A 16,087-nucleotide genomic window follows, 5' to 3' on the forward strand; every position below is an offset into this window, starting at 1 on the left:
TTTGGACGCGCTCCGGCTGCCAGGGATTCCGCCTGCTGTGGGGACGCTTCAGCCGAAGGGCGGGCTTCTCGCTCGATTTGAAGCCACGTCAAAATCACGTGTCTTCAAATCGCCCATGGCCTAGGCTGGCAAAGGACGCCAGCCAACGCCATTATCACGGCTGGCTACATCCCTGGCCTCCTCCGGCTCTGACTGATGTTTCCACATTAGCAGTTGTTAAGTTTTCATTAGCAGTTGTTAAGTTTTCATTAGCAGTTGTTAAGTTTTCCAGTGTGTTTCGGAAGTGGCTGACAATTTCGTTGGTGTTGGCTGGAATTATCGTAGTGGATGAGTTAGGTAAACTATAAATTAAAAAGGCTCCACAGAGTGCTTAAACTGCAGTCTGTGGAGCCTTTTTGAATTGATTCGTTTTAAAAGGAATGAGATAGTCGCGTAACGGATGGAGAAGTTGGTGATGCGTAATTGATTGTGCTGATTAGAAGCTAACGTGAAGATGATGACAGATATATGGTCAACTTGTGTTACTGGTTAGCTGTTAGGAGGCTCTTCATATTGCTGTAAACAAAAAGAGCCCAAACGTTTCACAACCAAGAAGGGTGAAGTGTTCTAGCTCATTCAGGATTTAACGGTTAATTTTAGGTGGTGGAAAATACTAGCCGTAGGAGGCCAGGGATGTAGCCGGCCGTGACGACGATGTTAGTCAGGGTTCTTTCCTGGCTTACATCGTGGGCGACTTTGGAGACGCGGTGATTCTGCGCGGCTTCAAATCGAGTCGGAGGACCGCCCCTCAGTCCGGAGCGTCCCCACAGCAGGCGGAATCCCTGGCAGCCGGAGTGCGACCAAGTCTAGCCAATGTAACAAATTTAATTTTCAATCATCAACCGTCTGCCGGCTGTTGGTCATGATGAGGTAGAGGACCCAGTAGCAGAAAAGCTGGATAAACGTCATCAACCCCACGAAAATCCACATGTTCGGCGTCCACATGTCCATCAGCGGCCGAATAAATTGCTCGGGGTTCAGGAACAAGTAGACGGTGTGAATCCGCAAGAAGCGGCCGATGTAGAGGCCCACCGACGTTAAGAAGGTCAGTACGACAACAACCAGTAACCGGACCACGGCATTGCCTTTACCCAATCTGAGGCTGATACACTCACTGACATAGTTAAGGCTCCAGAAGCCTAAGAACGAACAGCTAATGGCACTAACGATCATGTAGGTAAAGTAGATCCACAGGTGTGGCGTGACCCGCAACAGACCGCTGACAGCATAGGGCTGCAGGAGCGACAGGTGGAACAGATCTGTCAGTAGGTAAGGCGCATTGGGATAGAACAACAACCAGACCAGCACAATCGGCCAAAAGAGCCACGCCCGCGGTCGCTGCCGACCAATGTGGAAGCTCAGTTCAATGGGGATGTACCCCAAGAAGGTGTTGAGGACTAAGAACGAGAACGGATCCTTTGCGCGAAAAAAGAGAAAAATGAGCCACGCGACAAAGAAAATCCGAATCTCCCATCGGGCACGCCGATTCATAAGCCATCACCAATCCTTTCGCCAAGTTTCTACTTCCATTCTACAGCGAAATTGCTGTCAGTAAACGGAATATGACTTCTATGGTAACAGATTATTTTCCTGAAAATAACTCGCCGATTATACTTTAAGGAATCCGTAAGTTTTAGACGCAGTTTCCAGCGACTTTCCACGACTTGTTGGGATTCAAGGCGAAATGTTGAGGCCGCCGTGCTATAATAAAATTTGAATTCGATTTGGAGGGAAAGTCATGAACCTAGATTGGGGAAAACTCCTTACGTTAGGGAATTTAGTCAACCTACTCGACATCTTGGTCGTTTGGTTCGTTATTTACGAGCTGATTGTGATGCTACGCGGAACCAAGGCAATTCAGCTCTTCCGTGGCGTGGTCCTGATCTTGATCGTCAAGTTCATTAGTACTTACGTGGGGTTGAATACGGTATCGTGGTTGGTCGACTTGGTCATCAACTGGGGTGTTATCGCGATCATCATTGTCTTTCAACCGGAAATTCGGCGGGGACTGGAGCACTTAGGTCGCGGGTCGATTTTTGTGCGGGTTCGTCACGAGAACGAAGCAGCCACCAAGATGATCGAAGGTTTGGATAAAGCCATTCAGTACATGTCTAAACGGCGAATTGGGGCGTTAATGACCATTCAACGGGACACGGGACTGGAAGACTATATCGAGACCGGTATTAAGCTAGACGCCGAGTTGACCGGTGAATTGTTGATCAACATTTTTATCCCGAACACGCCGCTGCATGATGGGGCGGTCATCATTCGGGACAATCGCATTGCCGTTGCGGCGGCGTACCTTCCCTTGTCTGAGAGTAATCTGATTCCAAAGGAACTGGGAACGCGGCACAGAGCGGCGGTCGGTATTTCTGAGGTGACGGATGCGTTGACCATCGTCATTTCAGAGGAAACCGGTGAAGTGTCGATCACGAAGAACAATGAGTTGATTCGGGGATTGACGCAGGCCGATTACCTGAAGTTTTTGCGTAATGAATTGGTTAATGAGGAATCCACTAATGATGGGAACTTCTTAGTTAAGGCGCTCGATTGGTTCGATGAGCGCTTCCGAGGGGGGCGGCGCTAATGAAAAATGAGCGTTACACCACGTGGCTGTACCGAATCTTAGCCTTGATCCTGGCGGTACTGTTGTTTTTCTACGTCAACAGCACCAAGTCCAGTTCAAGCAATTCGCAGTCGACCAATTCGACCAACAACACGTCGTTGACGGCGACCAAGACGATGACGGTCTCGGTACCTTTGCAGTTGAACGTGAACAGTAATAAGTACTTTGTGACCGGATACCCGCAGAAGGTCAAAGTGACCTTGCGAGGACCCTTGGCGTTAGTCACAACGACTGCCAACACCCAGAATTTCAAGGTCTACGCGGCGTTGAGTAATCTAGGCGTGGGGAAACATAAGGTGACCCTACATCAGGAGGGCTTGAACCACGAGATCGAGTCGACCATTTCGCCGGCAAAAATCTCCGTGGACATTGAGCCACGGCGGACCGTTTCTTTCCCAGTGAAGGTGCAGTACGCGAGTCGCAATATTGCGGCCGGCTATACCGCGGGTAAGGCTACGACCGACACCACGACCGTTAAGGCCACGGGTGCGGCCAATGAAATTGCGCGCGTGAAGCAGGTCGTTGCCCAATTGACGGTGCCACAGAACACCAAGAAGACCATCAACAGTCAAGCCGTCATTGAGGCACTTGATAGTAGTGGCAAGACGGTCAATGTCATCTTGACGCCATCCACCACGACGGTCAATTTGCCGGTAACGTCCGATGGTCAGAGTAAAAAAGTCAGCTTGAACTTAAATGCGCAAAATGGCTCGTCCGGAACGACGTACAAACTAACTAGTAACGTGAATAAGGTCACGGCCTATGGGAGCACAGCGGAGCTTAAGGCGCTGAATCAAGCGACCGTAGATGTCGACGTCAGTGATGTCAAGAAGACGGCGACGAAGACGGTGACCCTCGATGCTAGCGATAACAACGTCACAGCCTTTGATCCGACGACGGTTAAGGTCACGGTCAAGGCTGTCTCGAAATAACGAAAAACAAAGTTGAGAAATGAGGAATTTTACGATGAAGTATTTTGGAACCGATGGTGTGCGTGGGGTTGCTAACCAAGATTTAACGCCCGAATTAGCTTTTAAAGTTGGCCGTTTTGGCGGGTACGTTTTGACCCAACACGCGGACAGTCAAAATGTCCACCCCCAGGTCTTAGTTGCCCGGGACACCCGGATCTCTGGTCAGTTGTTGGAAAATGCGTTGGTTGCCGGGTTACTGTCCGTCGGGATCGAAGTCTTGCGGTTAGGCGTCATCTCTACGCCAGCCGTTGCTTACTTGGTGCGGACGCAGGGTGCCGCTGCCGGGGTCATGATCACGGCTTCTCACAACCCCGTTGAATATAACGGAATCAAGTACTTTGGGAGCGACGGCTACAAGCTGTCCGATGACATGGAAGAAGAGATCGAAGCCCTCTTGGACGGCGAAAAGGATGAATTACCACGGCCAACCACGGATGGTTTAGGCACGGTCGAAGACTACTCAGAAGGTAGCCAAAAGTACATTCAATTCCTGGAACAAACCATTGCGGATGACTTGGAAGGCTTACACATTGCCGTCGACTCCGCTAACGGGGCTACGAGTAGCTTGGTTTCACGCTTGTACGCTGACCTGAACCTGGACTTCGATACGATTGCCACGACGCCTAACGGCTTGAACATCAACGCCGAAGTCGGCTCAACGCATCCAGAACAACTCCAAAAATTTGTTTTGGAAAAGGGCGCGCAAATTGGGTTGGCCTTTGACGGTGATGGTGACCGGTGTATCGCGGTTGACGAGGCCGGGAACATTGTTGATGGCGACAAGATCATGTACATCTGTGGGAAGTACATGGCTGAACACGGTCGCCTGAAGAAGGATACGATCGTCACGACGGTCATGAGTAACCTGGGGATGTACAAGGCCATGGCTGCTCACGAACTGAAGTCAGTGAAGACCAAGGTCGGGGATCGTTACGTGGTCGAAGAAATGCTCAAGTCCGGTTACAATCTGGGTGGCGAACAGTCCGGTCACATCGTCTTCCTGGACTTCAATACGACCGGTGACGGCCTGTTGACCAGCCTACAGTTGCTGCACATCATGAAGGTCACCGGCAAAAAATTGTCCGAATTGGCCGCTGACGTGACGACTTATCCGCAAAAGTTGGTCAACATCAAGGTTGCCGATAAGCAAGCCGCTTTGGAAAATCCTCAAGTGCAAGCAATGATCGCCACCGTTGAAAAAGAAATGAACGGCGATGGGCGGGTCTTAGTGCGGCCTTCCGGGACCGAACCACTCCTGCGGGTCATGGCGGAAGCTCCAACCGAAGAAATCGTTGCGGGCTACGTTGACCGAATCGCAGACGTTGTGCGGGCCGAAGTTGGCGTGGAATAAATTTCAAACTGTAATTCTGAAGAATCTGGATTGAAAGACCCAGATTCTTTTTTTTACAGAAAAGATTTTGGAATGAAATAATTACTGAATGCTTTCTTTTCATGGCATGATGATGTGGCCGCCTAACCTTTGCCAGTCAAGGAATTAGCCGCACATCATCATGCTGAAAAATGGTTATGAAAATAATCATAGACCATTATGGATTTTTATAATTGACAACCCTGCTCAAACGCTGTAAAGTATAGTCATTCAGAAATGTTTTTCAGTTGGTTTCAGTCTATACCAATTCTGAAGAAAACTGATACATTTTCAATCATAAAACTATCCGACCCTTTCGGTAATCCGAAACTGGTGTCGAGCAAAGGAAGAAAAATTATGTGTGGAATTGTTGGAGTTACGGGTAATGACAATGCCGTTAAGATTTTAGTTGACGGTCTTCAAAAGTTGGAATACCGCGGCTACGATTCAGCCGGAATTTACGTTAACGACCAGAAGGGGCAAGACTACTTAGTAAAGACTAAGGGTCGGATCGCTGAGTTACGGTCAAAGATCACACCAGAAGTTCACGGGTCAACCGGGATCGGTCATACGCGTTGGGCTACTCATGGTGTGGTTAGCGTGGACAACGCGCACCCACATTTCTCTAACGACGACCGGTTCTACCTGGTCCACAACGGGGTCATCGACAACTTCCAAGAACTGAAGGCCAAGTACTTAAGTGATGTGCCTTTCAGAAGCCAAACCGATACTGAAGTCGTCGTTCAATTGATCGACAAGTTTGCTATCGAAGACAACTTGGACGCTAAGCAAGCCTTCCTGAAGACATTGAGTCTCTTAAAGGGGTCTTCTTACGCCTTTCTGATGATGGACCGCGAACAACCAGATACGTTATTCGTTGCGAAGAGCAAGAGCCCACTGTTGATCGGTGTTGGTGACGGCTTTAACGTGGTCTGCTCCGATGCTTTGGCAATGCTGCGCGAAACACATGACTTCCTGGAACTGATGGATGGCGAAGTGGTGACCATCACGCCAGACAAGGTGGCCATCCAAGACGCCGATGGTAATGCCGTAGAACGGAAGCCATTCCACGTTGACATGAACGCTGACGAAACCGATAAAGGGACTTACCCATTCTACATGTTGAAAGAGGTTGACGAACAACCTAACGTGATGCGCAAGTTGGCCCAAACCTACTTGTCAGAACACGGCGAACCTCAATTTGACAGCAAGCTGATCGATGCCATGCGTGCGGCTGACCGGCTGTACATTGTGGGTGCTGGTACTAGTTACCACGCTGGCTTGGTTGGGAAGCGGCTCTTTGAAAAATTAGCTCACATCCCAACGGAAGTTCACGTGTCTTCCGAATTTGCCTACGAACAACCAATGCTGTCCGAGAAGCCATTCTTTATCTTCTTGACGCAGTCTGGTGAAACGGCCGACAGTCGTGAAGTGCTGGTTAACGTCAACGATGCTGGCTACCCAAGCCTGACCATCACCAACGTGCAGAACTCCACGTTGTCTCGTGAAGCAGACTTCACGTTGCTGTTGCATGCCGGTCCTGAAATCGCCGTGGCTTCAACCAAGGCTTACACCGCGCAAATTGCGTTGGAAGCTATCTTGGCCAAGGCCTTGGGTGAAAAGACGGGCCAAATCGTTGCCCAAGACTTCAATATCCGTCAACAACTTGGTTTGGTTGCTACGGGGATGCAAGCCATCGTTGACGAAAAGGACAAGTTGGAAAAGATTTCCAATGACTACCTGATGGATACGAGCCGGGCCTTCTACATTGGCCGGGGTCTCGACCACGCCGTTTCTTTGGAAGCTGCCTTGAAGTTAAAGGAAATCTCTTACATCCAATGTGAAGGATTCGCTTCTGGTGAGTTGAAGCACGGGACGATTGCCTTGATCGAAAAGGGGACGCCGGTTATCGGTTTCATCACCCAGGCCAAGACTGCTGGATTGACGCGGAGCAACTTACAAGAAACGATTGCCCGTGGCGCTAAGACCATGACCATCGTACGTGAGGGCTTAGCCATGGACGGCGACGACTTGATCTTACCTGACGTTGACGAAATGTTGATGCCATTGTTGAGCGTTGTGCCAGCCCAGTTATTGGCTTACTACACCAGCTTGAACAAGGGCTTGGATGTTGACAAGCCACGGAATTTGGCTAAGAGTGTTACCGTTGAATAATTAAAGCTTGTTTCTGGAGAGCGACTACTTGCTGTGGTCGCTCTTTTTGTATTCAAACGCGGGTGAGGGTAGGGACTAGTCGCACTATGGCAGAATTGAGTATGTTATAGCGGCCAGAGAAGGGCCCATTCAGGTGTCCTTTACTTGCGAAAATCAGGTTTTCGTTGTATAGTACACTCAAATGTAAAATGAAAACGTAGGTGAAAACAATGAAGTACACGAAGCGGGTCGATTCCCATAAAAATCAGAAACAAAAGGACGCGACGTTTGAAAAGTTCCGGAAACAGCAAAATGAGTTAAGCGCCAATCGACGGGGTATTCGGCGGAAGTAGGACGACATCGGCAGACGGTGACGTCCTTTTTTGTACGGTCAGTGGGGGTTAGACAATTGTCGGGCGAATTGTTTTTTCGAGATGTAAATGACAAGGTGGCGGGTCAGATTTAAGTGACATGAAAAAAGTTTTGGAACGGTGTCTTTCATAAATAAATAAAAATTGAAATAACAACTAGTTGTTTCAATAATTAGGCGGCTTAATTATATTTTTCAGGATTAAACGTCATATTCCAAGCTGATTTAGATGACTTGAGCAAAATGCTTGCAAAACTGGTCTAGAGCATTTATAATTGGACTATACCATTAAGAGAGGGAGACTGAATGATATGAAACAATTGACGAATATGAATGTACAGGTTGTTAGTGACAAGCAAGCAGGGGGCCAAGCCGGCTTCAAGGTATTTGAGCAGGCATTAGCCCACGGTGCCAAGGTTCTGGGATTAGCGACGGGGAGCACACCGGTAACCATTTATGAACAATTGGTGGCCAGCGACCTGGACTTCAGTCAATTAACCTCAGTTAACCTAGACGAATACGTGGGGTTGAACGCCGACCATCCACAGAGCTACCATTACTTTATGCAACAACACTTGTTCAACGCTAAGCCATTTGCCAACTCCTATGTACCAGATGGGACGAACGTCGATGCCGCAGCGGAAACGAAGCGTTACGACGCCATTATTAAAGACAATCCAATTGATTTACAGTTATTAGGCCTGGGTCAAAACGGCCACATCGGGTTCAACGAACCGGGGACCGATCCTAAATCAACGACACACAAGGTGGCTTTGACTGACTCGACCATCGCCGCCAACGCCCGTTTCTTCGACAATGCCGATGAAGTCCCACGTTTCGCTTATTCCATGGGTGTGGGGTCTATTCTGCAGGCAAAACAAATTTTGATCGTTGCTTACGGTGAAGCCAAGGCTGCGGCCGTTGCTGCCATGATCCAAGGCCCAGTCACGCCAGATGTGCCAGCCAGCTATTTGCAGACTCATCCGAACGTGACGGTCATTCTTGACGAGGCCGCTGCTAGCCAATTAGACTAGCTTGAAAAATTAAACAAGTTTCTGCATAAAATTTTCTTTCTCCGAGTTGCCGTGGTATGGTATTCTTGTCCTGAAAGCGATTTTAAGGGGGAACTTGTAAGATGAAACGAACGAAATGGTGGCTTGCGGCTGTGCTCATGTTGGGGGCAGTCACAGGTGGCATCAGTATCACGGACAGCCATGCGGCAACGACGAATCCCCAGGCCTTTATTTCGCAATTAAAGAGTCCGGTACAGACGGTCGCCAACCAGTATAAGCTGTACCCGTCAGTCATGATGGCTCAGGCGGCGTTAGAGAGTGGTTGGGGGACCAGTGCACTAACGACCCAGGCGAACAATTACTTTGGGATCAAAGGCAGTTACAACGGCCAATCTGTGACCATGCAGACGGCGGAGTATGATGCGAACGGGCAGTTGTATTACACCAATGCCAGTTTCCGGAAATACCCGAACGCCAAGGCTTCAATGACGGATAATGCCACGCTCCTGCGCAATGGGACGAGTTATAACCCAGCTATTTATAGTGGGACCTGGCGAGAAAATGCGGCGACGTATGCGGATGCGGCCAATGCCCTAACCAATACGTACGCGACATCGCCAGTCTATGGCAGTAGTCTGATTTCGTTGATCCAACAATACAATTTAAATAGTTTAGATGGCAACTCAAGCAGTTCAAGTAGTTCAAGCTCCAGTTCAAGTGCCAGCAGCAGTTCGTCTAGCAGTTCAAGCACGACGAAGCCCGTGGTTTACGACACCGCGAAGTATTATGGCGGTGACGGTGGGCAAACGGGACGGCTCGGCAGTAAGTATGCGAGCTATCGCCTGTACAACCACATTAAGGGGACCCGGGCTAGCGTGAAGAAGACGGCTTGGACGAAGGTCAGTGCGACAATTGACAAGCCAGTCTACTTGGATATGCGGGGCGTCAAGCAGTCCGCAACGACGGGGAAGAAGACCACGTGGTACCGCATTCGATTCAGTAAGAGTGCGACCGCGAAGAAGTACTGGGTCTACGGAAACGCCTTGACCTTGCCCACGGTGAAATATAAAAAGGGTGCGGCAACGGTCAAAGTGGATAGCGAGTCCAGTGGGTACTATTACGATCACGTGTACAATTCACCATACTTGGCGAAAGCCGTGGGGCAACTCAATCAGTTGACCGCCAAGAGTTATGCAGCCGACAACCAAGCAACGCGGACGCAAGATGGTATTAAGAGTACCTGGTACCGCATCAAGGTTGGTACGAAAAAGTACTGGGTCGCGGCTGGCGAACCGGCTGTGAGTCCTCAGTACGATGCCGTCGCATATTCGGCGGCTACCGGTACGAAGAAGCTTAGCAGTAAATTTAGCAAATATACTTTATATAACCACGTCAAAAAGACCCATTTCGACCAGCAGACCTTTAATTGGCCTGCCGGAAGCAAACAGGGGACCAAGGTGACCGTAACCTTACGCGGCATCAAGACGGCGTATAAGACGACCTGGTATCGCATCCAGTTCAGTGGTAATAAAACCAATTACTGGGTCGATGCCCGGGCACTTAGTTAGGAAAGCTTATTTTTAACGGACGTTGCATTTCTCATTGGAGGAGTGCGACGTTCTTTTTTTCTGGGGATGATGGCGACTGAGAAATTTGTTGGGGTGTTGACCTATAATGATAGTTTTTGGAACTAGGTAGGTTGTTTTATCCACTAGTTTTCGGTTTACACAGTAGTCTGGTATAGTAGTGGCGTTCTGACAGAATTGATGTAAGATTGAGCGAACTTTTAGAGACTATCTAAGAGTCGGCCAGAGCTGATTTGGCAGCGTACAATCAGAGCCGGAGGAGGCCAGGGATGCAGCCAGCCGTGGTAATATTGGGAGATGGCCGTTGGCTAGCTCCCAATATGGGCGACTTTTAAGACGCACGTCCACGCGGCTTAAAAGCGAGCGAGAAGACTGGTGGTTTTCCAGTCTGAAGCGTCCCCACAGCAGGCGGAATCCCTGGCAGCCGTAGTGCGTCAATTTTACCCGAACCGGTCTTTCAGCACTGCGGTCTAAAGAAAAAACTAAGCTCGACTAGAAAATTCCCACTAGCCCGATTTTTTTGGTATAATACAACAGACTAAGCCCGGTTCGCTGACGGGCCGTATAGGTAACTTTAATAATTGAGTTAGGAAGTTTAATTCATGGATAATTCTTACAAAATCAAGGTTCAAAACGTCACGAAGGAATATGACCTGTACAAGAGCCAAGCTGAAAAGCTCCGGGCCTTCTTTTCGTTACGGAATTCTAAGGTGCCACATTTCTGGTCACTGATGGGAATCTCGTTGGAAGTTAAGCCTGGGGAAACGCTAGGTTTAATCGGGGTCAACGGTTCTGGTAAGTCAACGCTGTCTAACATCATTTCCGGAATCATTCCCCAAACAACTGGGGTGGTCGACGTTAAGGGGGATACCTCAATCATCGCCATTGGTGCTGGTTTGCGGGGAAATCTGACCGGACTGGAAAACATTCGGTTGAAGGCCTTGATGCAGGGACTAACCAATTCAGAGATCGATGGGTTAATGGACGACATCGTTTCCTTTGCGGACATTGGTGACTTCTTGTACCAACCCGTTAAGAGCTACTCGTCCGGGATGAAGTCACGGTTGGGTTTCTCCATCGCCGTGCACGTCAATCCAGATATCCTGATCATCGATGAAGCGTTGTCCGTTGGGGATGACACCTTCTACCAAAAGTGTGTGGACAAGATTTCTGAATTCAAGGATGAAGGCAAGACCATCGTCTTCGTCAGTCACTCCTTGAAGCAAGTCGAAATTCTGTGTGACCGGGTTGCCTGGATTCATTATGGCACTCTGAAGGAAATCGGCTTGACCAGTGACGTGGTTAAACACTATCGTGAATTCACGAAGTGGTTCAAGTTGCAGACTAAGAAGGAAAAGAAGCACTTCCAACGTCAAATGAAGACGAACCAGAAGTCATTTGATATCGATGCCTACCAGAAGCAGGTTATAGCTGAGCGTCAAGCAGCGGAACCTGACGATGGAAACGTTGCGGCTGAGGTCAAGAAGGATTTCTATGGCTCAGTTATCAGTGAAAAGATGAGTTGGAGTAACCGCATCCTGACGCTGGCCGTGGGGGTTGTGTTCGTTCTGTCGTGTTTGGTCAACGTTTCGGGACGCTCATTGAGCGAGGTGCTTCAACATCCAAGTAGCCTGATTCAACCGGAAACGGTCTTACATGACAACAATGCCACCACTAACGTAAAATAAATTAGAGAATAATGATAAAACGGATAGATTTTTATCATGTGACGTGGTATCTTTAAGTTACCATTTATTTACCCCTTTATTTGATTTCCCAATGAATTGAATAGAGGTTTTATCTCTCATTTGGTGAAGACTAAATGGCGGGGCCGGGAAGGGTGATTTCCCGGTCTCTTTTTGTTTGGAAAAACATGGTCTAAATGGAACCGGGAGGGGATCTTTCATGCGCAGAATAAAAAGTAAAATTCTTTTTTAGTCCATCGTTTCCCCCGTCTGGTGGTGACTGAACCTAGGTAGGAGTAAGGGGTAAGTGGTTAGCAACCAAACTGATAATCCTAAGTAACAGTCAAAAATAGTAACTATTTTCAGAAACCTATTGACAGCGCTTACAAAAATGGGTATATTATTACCTGTAAGGTATTAATAATTACCTTCTAATCAATTCTCTTTCTCTCTTATGCCGACCACTGCCATTCCCTGGTAGTGGTTTTGTTTTGCCCAAAATCACGGTATACTAGACCTATTGGGTTGCGGGCCGAGTCATTAGCCAAATGGCTACGGTGCAGCTAAACAGTGTGCGGAGGTAAGTTGAAATGAAAAGTCACGAAACGTTTACATTGATTGAAGAAATTACGCGCTTAGACGGTAGCAAGTATATGGAAATCAGTAACATGGTCCAAAACGGGCGGGCAGAGTTGGCGGTTGAACGGAAACTGATCAAGCAAGTCCGAATCCTGCAGCTAAACATTGCCCATACGCCGCACGTTCAGGCCTACGAGGACTACGTGAACGAGAATTATGAGATGCCTGCCGAAGACTTCACAGAATTTCAAGAGTGGGCGAAACCCGAAGAGCAGCAGAAGGAAGTTAATGCCATTCTTCATGAAAATCATATTGGGTAGGCATTACTCAGGGGCCGCTTAGTTTCTCAGAATGACGATGAATAAATATAGATAGCATCAGGCAGAAAAAAAGTTAAGTTATCACGTGATTCCTATCAATCGGGCGATAAGCGACTATTTGCTTAAAAATTTAGTTTGGTTATTTACTGGGAAAACGGTTAAAAATCCGTTTCCCCTTTTTAATAGTTTGGGCGCTAAATTGTGGTGCTCAGTGATTAATCGTGCTAATATGAAAGCGGATTCACAAATAAGTTTACTATCTATCACTTTGGAGGGATTTATCGTGAAAAAATCACTGACTGTGATGAGTGCTTTATTGATGCTATCTGGTGTGGGGGCAGGAATTCCGCTGAGTCAAGTGGCAATGCCAGCGCAGAGTGTTCAGGCGGCGGCCTTGAACCCAGCAAAATTAGCCAACGGAACGTACAGCGTTAGCTTCAATATTTTCAAGACGGGAACCACGACGGCTTCCGAGGCCGCTGGGTACTTTAACCCAGAAGCTAAGGTTACCGTGAAGGATCAAAAGGTAACCGTGACGTTAACGGCGACCGCGGCAGCAGCGAACTACATAGATGGGCTCACTTTGGGCAAGCAAGAAGCCAAGGTCACCAAGGCAGCGACTGGCAACACGTACACGTTTAGCGACGTTGATCTCACCGCTGACCAAGCACTGGGCTTTAAGTTAACGGTCCCAATGAACGGGAAAGACGTGACCATGCAGGAATCCGCGACGTTAGCTTTCAAGACGAGTACCTTGAAAGCCACGACTAAGCCGACAACAACGACCAAGAAGACGACTAAAGCCAAGGCAAAGACCAAGGTTAAGCTGACCGCGAAGACCGTTAAGAACAAGGCCAAGAAGGTTAGCGGGACCACGACTAAGGGTGCCAAGGTCACGGTCAAGCGTGGCAAGACCACGTTAGGCAAGGTGACGACCAAGAAGAAGGCATACACGGTCAAGCTTAAGAAGGCCGTTAAGAAGAGCTGGAAGTTAAAAGTTACGGCCACTAAATCCGGATACAAGACCGTTACCAAGACGGTGACTGTAAAGTAGGTGTAAAAATCACTGCCGGAAAAGGTAGTGATTTTTTACTAAACGTAGACTCACTGAAATAAGCGCCTGATAATGGTCTTAAAGGCCGTGCAGCCAATTTATGCGGGCAATTGCCAATGGCCTTGTGAGTCAATACTGATATACTTTAAGTGAATCATTAATTTTATGGGTGATGTCAACCCAACAGTCGACGAGAATGGCGGCTGCTTACATAATGCAAAATGTGATCTGATGGTGGTAAACGGTAATCGGTAATCGGGTCTAACTATAGTGAACGGGGGAGCAATGATGAAACAGATGAAATGGTTTTTGCGACTACTAGGAATCGTGATTGCTGGAATTCTGGCAATCAACTGGGGTCAGGGCGTTACCGCCCACGCAGCAGTTAGTGGCAACGGAATTTATCAGGTCCCAGTGAAAATGATCAAGGAAAACTCCAATGCGACGTCGGACGCCAATCAGTTCTTTGGCAATCAAGCAATCGTGCGGGTCAGCGGCACGCAATCGACCGTGCTGCTCACGTCCAACGGCGAACAGTACATTAAGTCGATGAAGGTCAGTGGTCAGACCGTTACACTGGTCAAAAAAGTCGATTCACAGGCGATCTATCAGTTTAATTTGACCAAACAGACCAGCCCTTTGACCGCGGCTTTTCAACTGACAACGCCTGTAGGTGCCATGAACGAGAAGGCCCGTCTGACGTTGACCTGGTCAGCTGCTAAGAAGTTGAGTAGTAGCACCGCGACAGGTGATCTCTTGACCCAGGCAACGACACTAGCACAAGCGGCAGCCACCACTAGTAGTCAATCATCAACGGCCAGTAGCGCATCAACCTCGTCCAGTACAAACGTGGCCCCCAAAGAAAGTTCCAGCACAGCAACCAGCTCAGCTGAGACGACCGGCGTTACAGTGCAGACCAAGTATTGGAAATACCAAGTCTTGAAGAGTGATCAGATGAGTCTGTCGGATGCAAACAAGTACTACACAGGTATCGCCCGCGTGACGCCAGCTGACGGTGGGGGGTATCGGGTGACACTTATGGTCAGTTACGCGAAGTCGTTGAAATTAGGCTCGGAAACCGTGGTCCCCAAGTCAATCGATGGGCAAACGATCGCTGACAATCAGGTGACCTATAGTGAAATGGGCAAGAACTATACCATGGTCTATGGATTCAACATTGCCCGAACTAGCGACCTGACGCGAAGTCTGATTCCAGGGAAAATTCACGTGACGGTGCCGGTCATGAGCATTAGTGAGACGTTCCCGATTCGTTTCCAATTTGCGGCTAGTGGTGCCCCGACTCAGGCACAAGCCACGGCCGTTCCAACGTTACCTAAGAAATCAACATCTCAGCAGACGGCTGATACGGCGGCAACTCCGACAACACCTGCCACGTCGACGACGACCAGGAAACAATTGCCGGAGACCGGCGAGCAACCGTCTTCAGCGGCGGCCTACGGTGTGGTGGGCTTACTAGCCGGAATTTTGTTGCTTTGGGGAGGTAAGCGCCATGTCTAAACTGATCAAGTGGTGGTTAGGCGCGGCATTACTCGTGTTCGGAGGACTTTTACCCGTCACGGCTCACGCCCAGGACATCTCGTATTCGGCATTAAAATACGGAACGACCCAGACGTCGATGGCGAGTGGGTATTTCGTCCGGCCAGCGCAAGTTACCGTGAAAAATCACGCGTACGTGGTCACAATGGACATTAAGACGGCTAAGAAGCTGACGAGCTGGCCGGTCAAGGTGCTGTCGATCAATGGCGGTGCGCCGGAAAATGTCCGCAAGACCAAGGATAGCGCTGGCAACTCCCATTTGTACTATTCGTTCACCACGACCGATTTGAAACACGATATCAACGCCAAACTGTACATTTATGTGCCCAAGGTCTACAAGGCAACGCACAACATCTCGTTTAAATTTAAAACGCAGGGGTTGCCCGCGCTAACGAGCACGAAGACGACCAAGGCGGTCACTAGTCATCAGTCCAGTACAGTCAAACAGGCAGCAAGTTCGCGTGTTGCCAAACAGACGCCCACAGCCAAAAAGCAGGCAAGTGAGTCGCGGCAATCAACGGCTAAGCAGGCGACGTCTAAGGCGCAATCCAAGGCCAAGAATGACCGGGTAAGTAGTAAGAGCAGTAGCAGTTCATCACAGCCGATGGCATCATCGTCGAGCCAATCGGCAAGTACGCAAGCAACCAGTGCCGCCGACCAAGTCCCCAAGCAAAAGACCCATTGGGGCGGTCTGATTGGCGGTGCCATTGCCATCGTAGTGCTTGTTGGTGGCGGTAGTTGGTGGTACTTCGGTCGACACTAGG

13 protein-coding genes are annotated in these 16,087 nt (G+C 48.9%); 12 read left to right on the top strand and 1 reads right to left on the bottom strand.

Features of this window, described 5'->3' with window-relative positions; translation table 11 throughout:
- Positions 1–870: 870 nt before the first annotated feature.
- On the bottom strand, positions 871–1,530 hold the full coding sequence (locus tag JUF10_RS07870) for a DUF1361 domain-containing protein (RefSeq protein ID WP_203641659.1): 660 nt from the start codon (positions 1,528–1,530) through the stop codon (positions 871–873).
- 247 nt (positions 1,531–1,777) lie between these two features.
- On the opposite strand from JUF10_RS07870, the gene cdaA reads away from it, so the two are divergent.
- The 12 genes from cdaA (at position 1,778) to JUF10_RS07925 (ending at position 16,086) form a co-directional block, all read left to right on the top strand.
- Positions 1,778–2,626 (top strand): diadenylate cyclase CdaA, encoded by an 849-nt coding sequence (gene cdaA / locus JUF10_RS07875; protein WP_203641660.1) that lies wholly within the window; start codon positions 1,778–1,780, stop codon positions 2,624–2,626.
- On the top strand, positions 2,626–3,597 hold the full coding sequence (locus tag JUF10_RS07880) for a CdaR family protein (protein WP_203641661.1): 972 nt from the start codon (positions 2,626–2,628) through the stop codon (positions 3,595–3,597). Before cdaA ends, JUF10_RS07880 begins: the two co-directional genes overlap by 1 nt.
- A 34-nt stretch (positions 3,598–3,631) precedes the next feature.
- Positions 3,632–4,987, top strand: coding sequence for a phosphoglucosamine mutase (glmM, locus tag JUF10_RS07885; protein WP_203641662.1), 1,356 nt, complete (start codon positions 3,632–3,634; stop codon positions 4,985–4,987).
- Between the two features lie 375 nt (positions 4,988–5,362).
- A complete protein-coding gene (gene glmS / locus JUF10_RS07890) occupies positions 5,363–7,180 on the top strand; it encodes a glutamine--fructose-6-phosphate transaminase (isomerizing) (RefSeq protein WP_203641663.1) in 1,818 nt (605 codons plus the stop codon).
- Between the two features lie 209 nt (positions 7,181–7,389).
- Entirely contained in the window at positions 7,390–7,512 is a 123-nt protein-coding gene (locus JUF10_RS14195) for a hypothetical protein (protein ID WP_268911964.1), read from the top strand.
- 346 nt (positions 7,513–7,858) lie between these two features.
- Entirely contained in the window at positions 7,859–8,563 is a 705-nt protein-coding gene (locus JUF10_RS07895; protein WP_203641712.1) for a glucosamine-6-phosphate deaminase, read from the top strand.
- Positions 8,564–8,664: 101 nt separating this feature from the next.
- The gene (locus JUF10_RS07900; RefSeq protein ID WP_203641664.1) at positions 8,665–10,110 is read left to right on the top strand and encodes a glucosaminidase domain-containing protein; all 1,446 of its coding nucleotides are present in this window, start codon (positions 8,665–8,667) and stop codon (positions 10,108–10,110) included.
- A 620-nt stretch (positions 10,111–10,730) separates the two neighbouring features.
- Positions 10,731–11,816, top strand: coding sequence for an ABC transporter ATP-binding protein (locus JUF10_RS07905; protein ID WP_203641665.1), 1,086 nt, complete (start codon positions 10,731–10,733; stop codon positions 11,814–11,816).
- 587 nt (positions 11,817–12,403) lie between these two features.
- On the top strand, positions 12,404–12,712 hold the full coding sequence (locus tag JUF10_RS07910) for a hypothetical protein (protein WP_048732305.1): 309 nt from the start codon (positions 12,404–12,406) through the stop codon (positions 12,710–12,712).
- A gap of 283 nt (positions 12,713–12,995) precedes the next feature.
- Positions 12,996–13,766 (top strand): NEAT domain-containing protein, encoded by a 771-nt coding sequence (locus JUF10_RS07915; protein ID WP_203641666.1) that lies wholly within the window; start codon positions 12,996–12,998, stop codon positions 13,764–13,766.
- Between the two features lie 288 nt (positions 13,767–14,054).
- The gene (locus JUF10_RS07920) at positions 14,055–15,284 is read left to right on the top strand and encodes an NEAT domain-containing protein (protein WP_203641667.1); all 1,230 of its coding nucleotides are present in this window, start codon (positions 14,055–14,057) and stop codon (positions 15,282–15,284) included.
- Positions 15,277–16,086 carry an NEAT domain-containing protein gene (locus JUF10_RS07925; protein WP_203641668.1) on the top strand — a complete coding sequence of 270 codons (810 nt, stop codon included), beginning with the start codon at positions 15,277–15,279 and terminating at the stop codon, positions 16,084–16,086. The genes JUF10_RS07920 and JUF10_RS07925 overlap by 8 nt, the downstream gene beginning before the upstream one ends.
- Position 16,087: the final 1 nt, after the last annotated feature.

Source organism: Levilactobacillus andaensis (genome assembly GCF_016861695.1).
Taxonomy (GTDB): domain Bacteria; phylum Bacillota; class Bacilli; order Lactobacillales; family Lactobacillaceae; genus Levilactobacillus; species Levilactobacillus andaensis.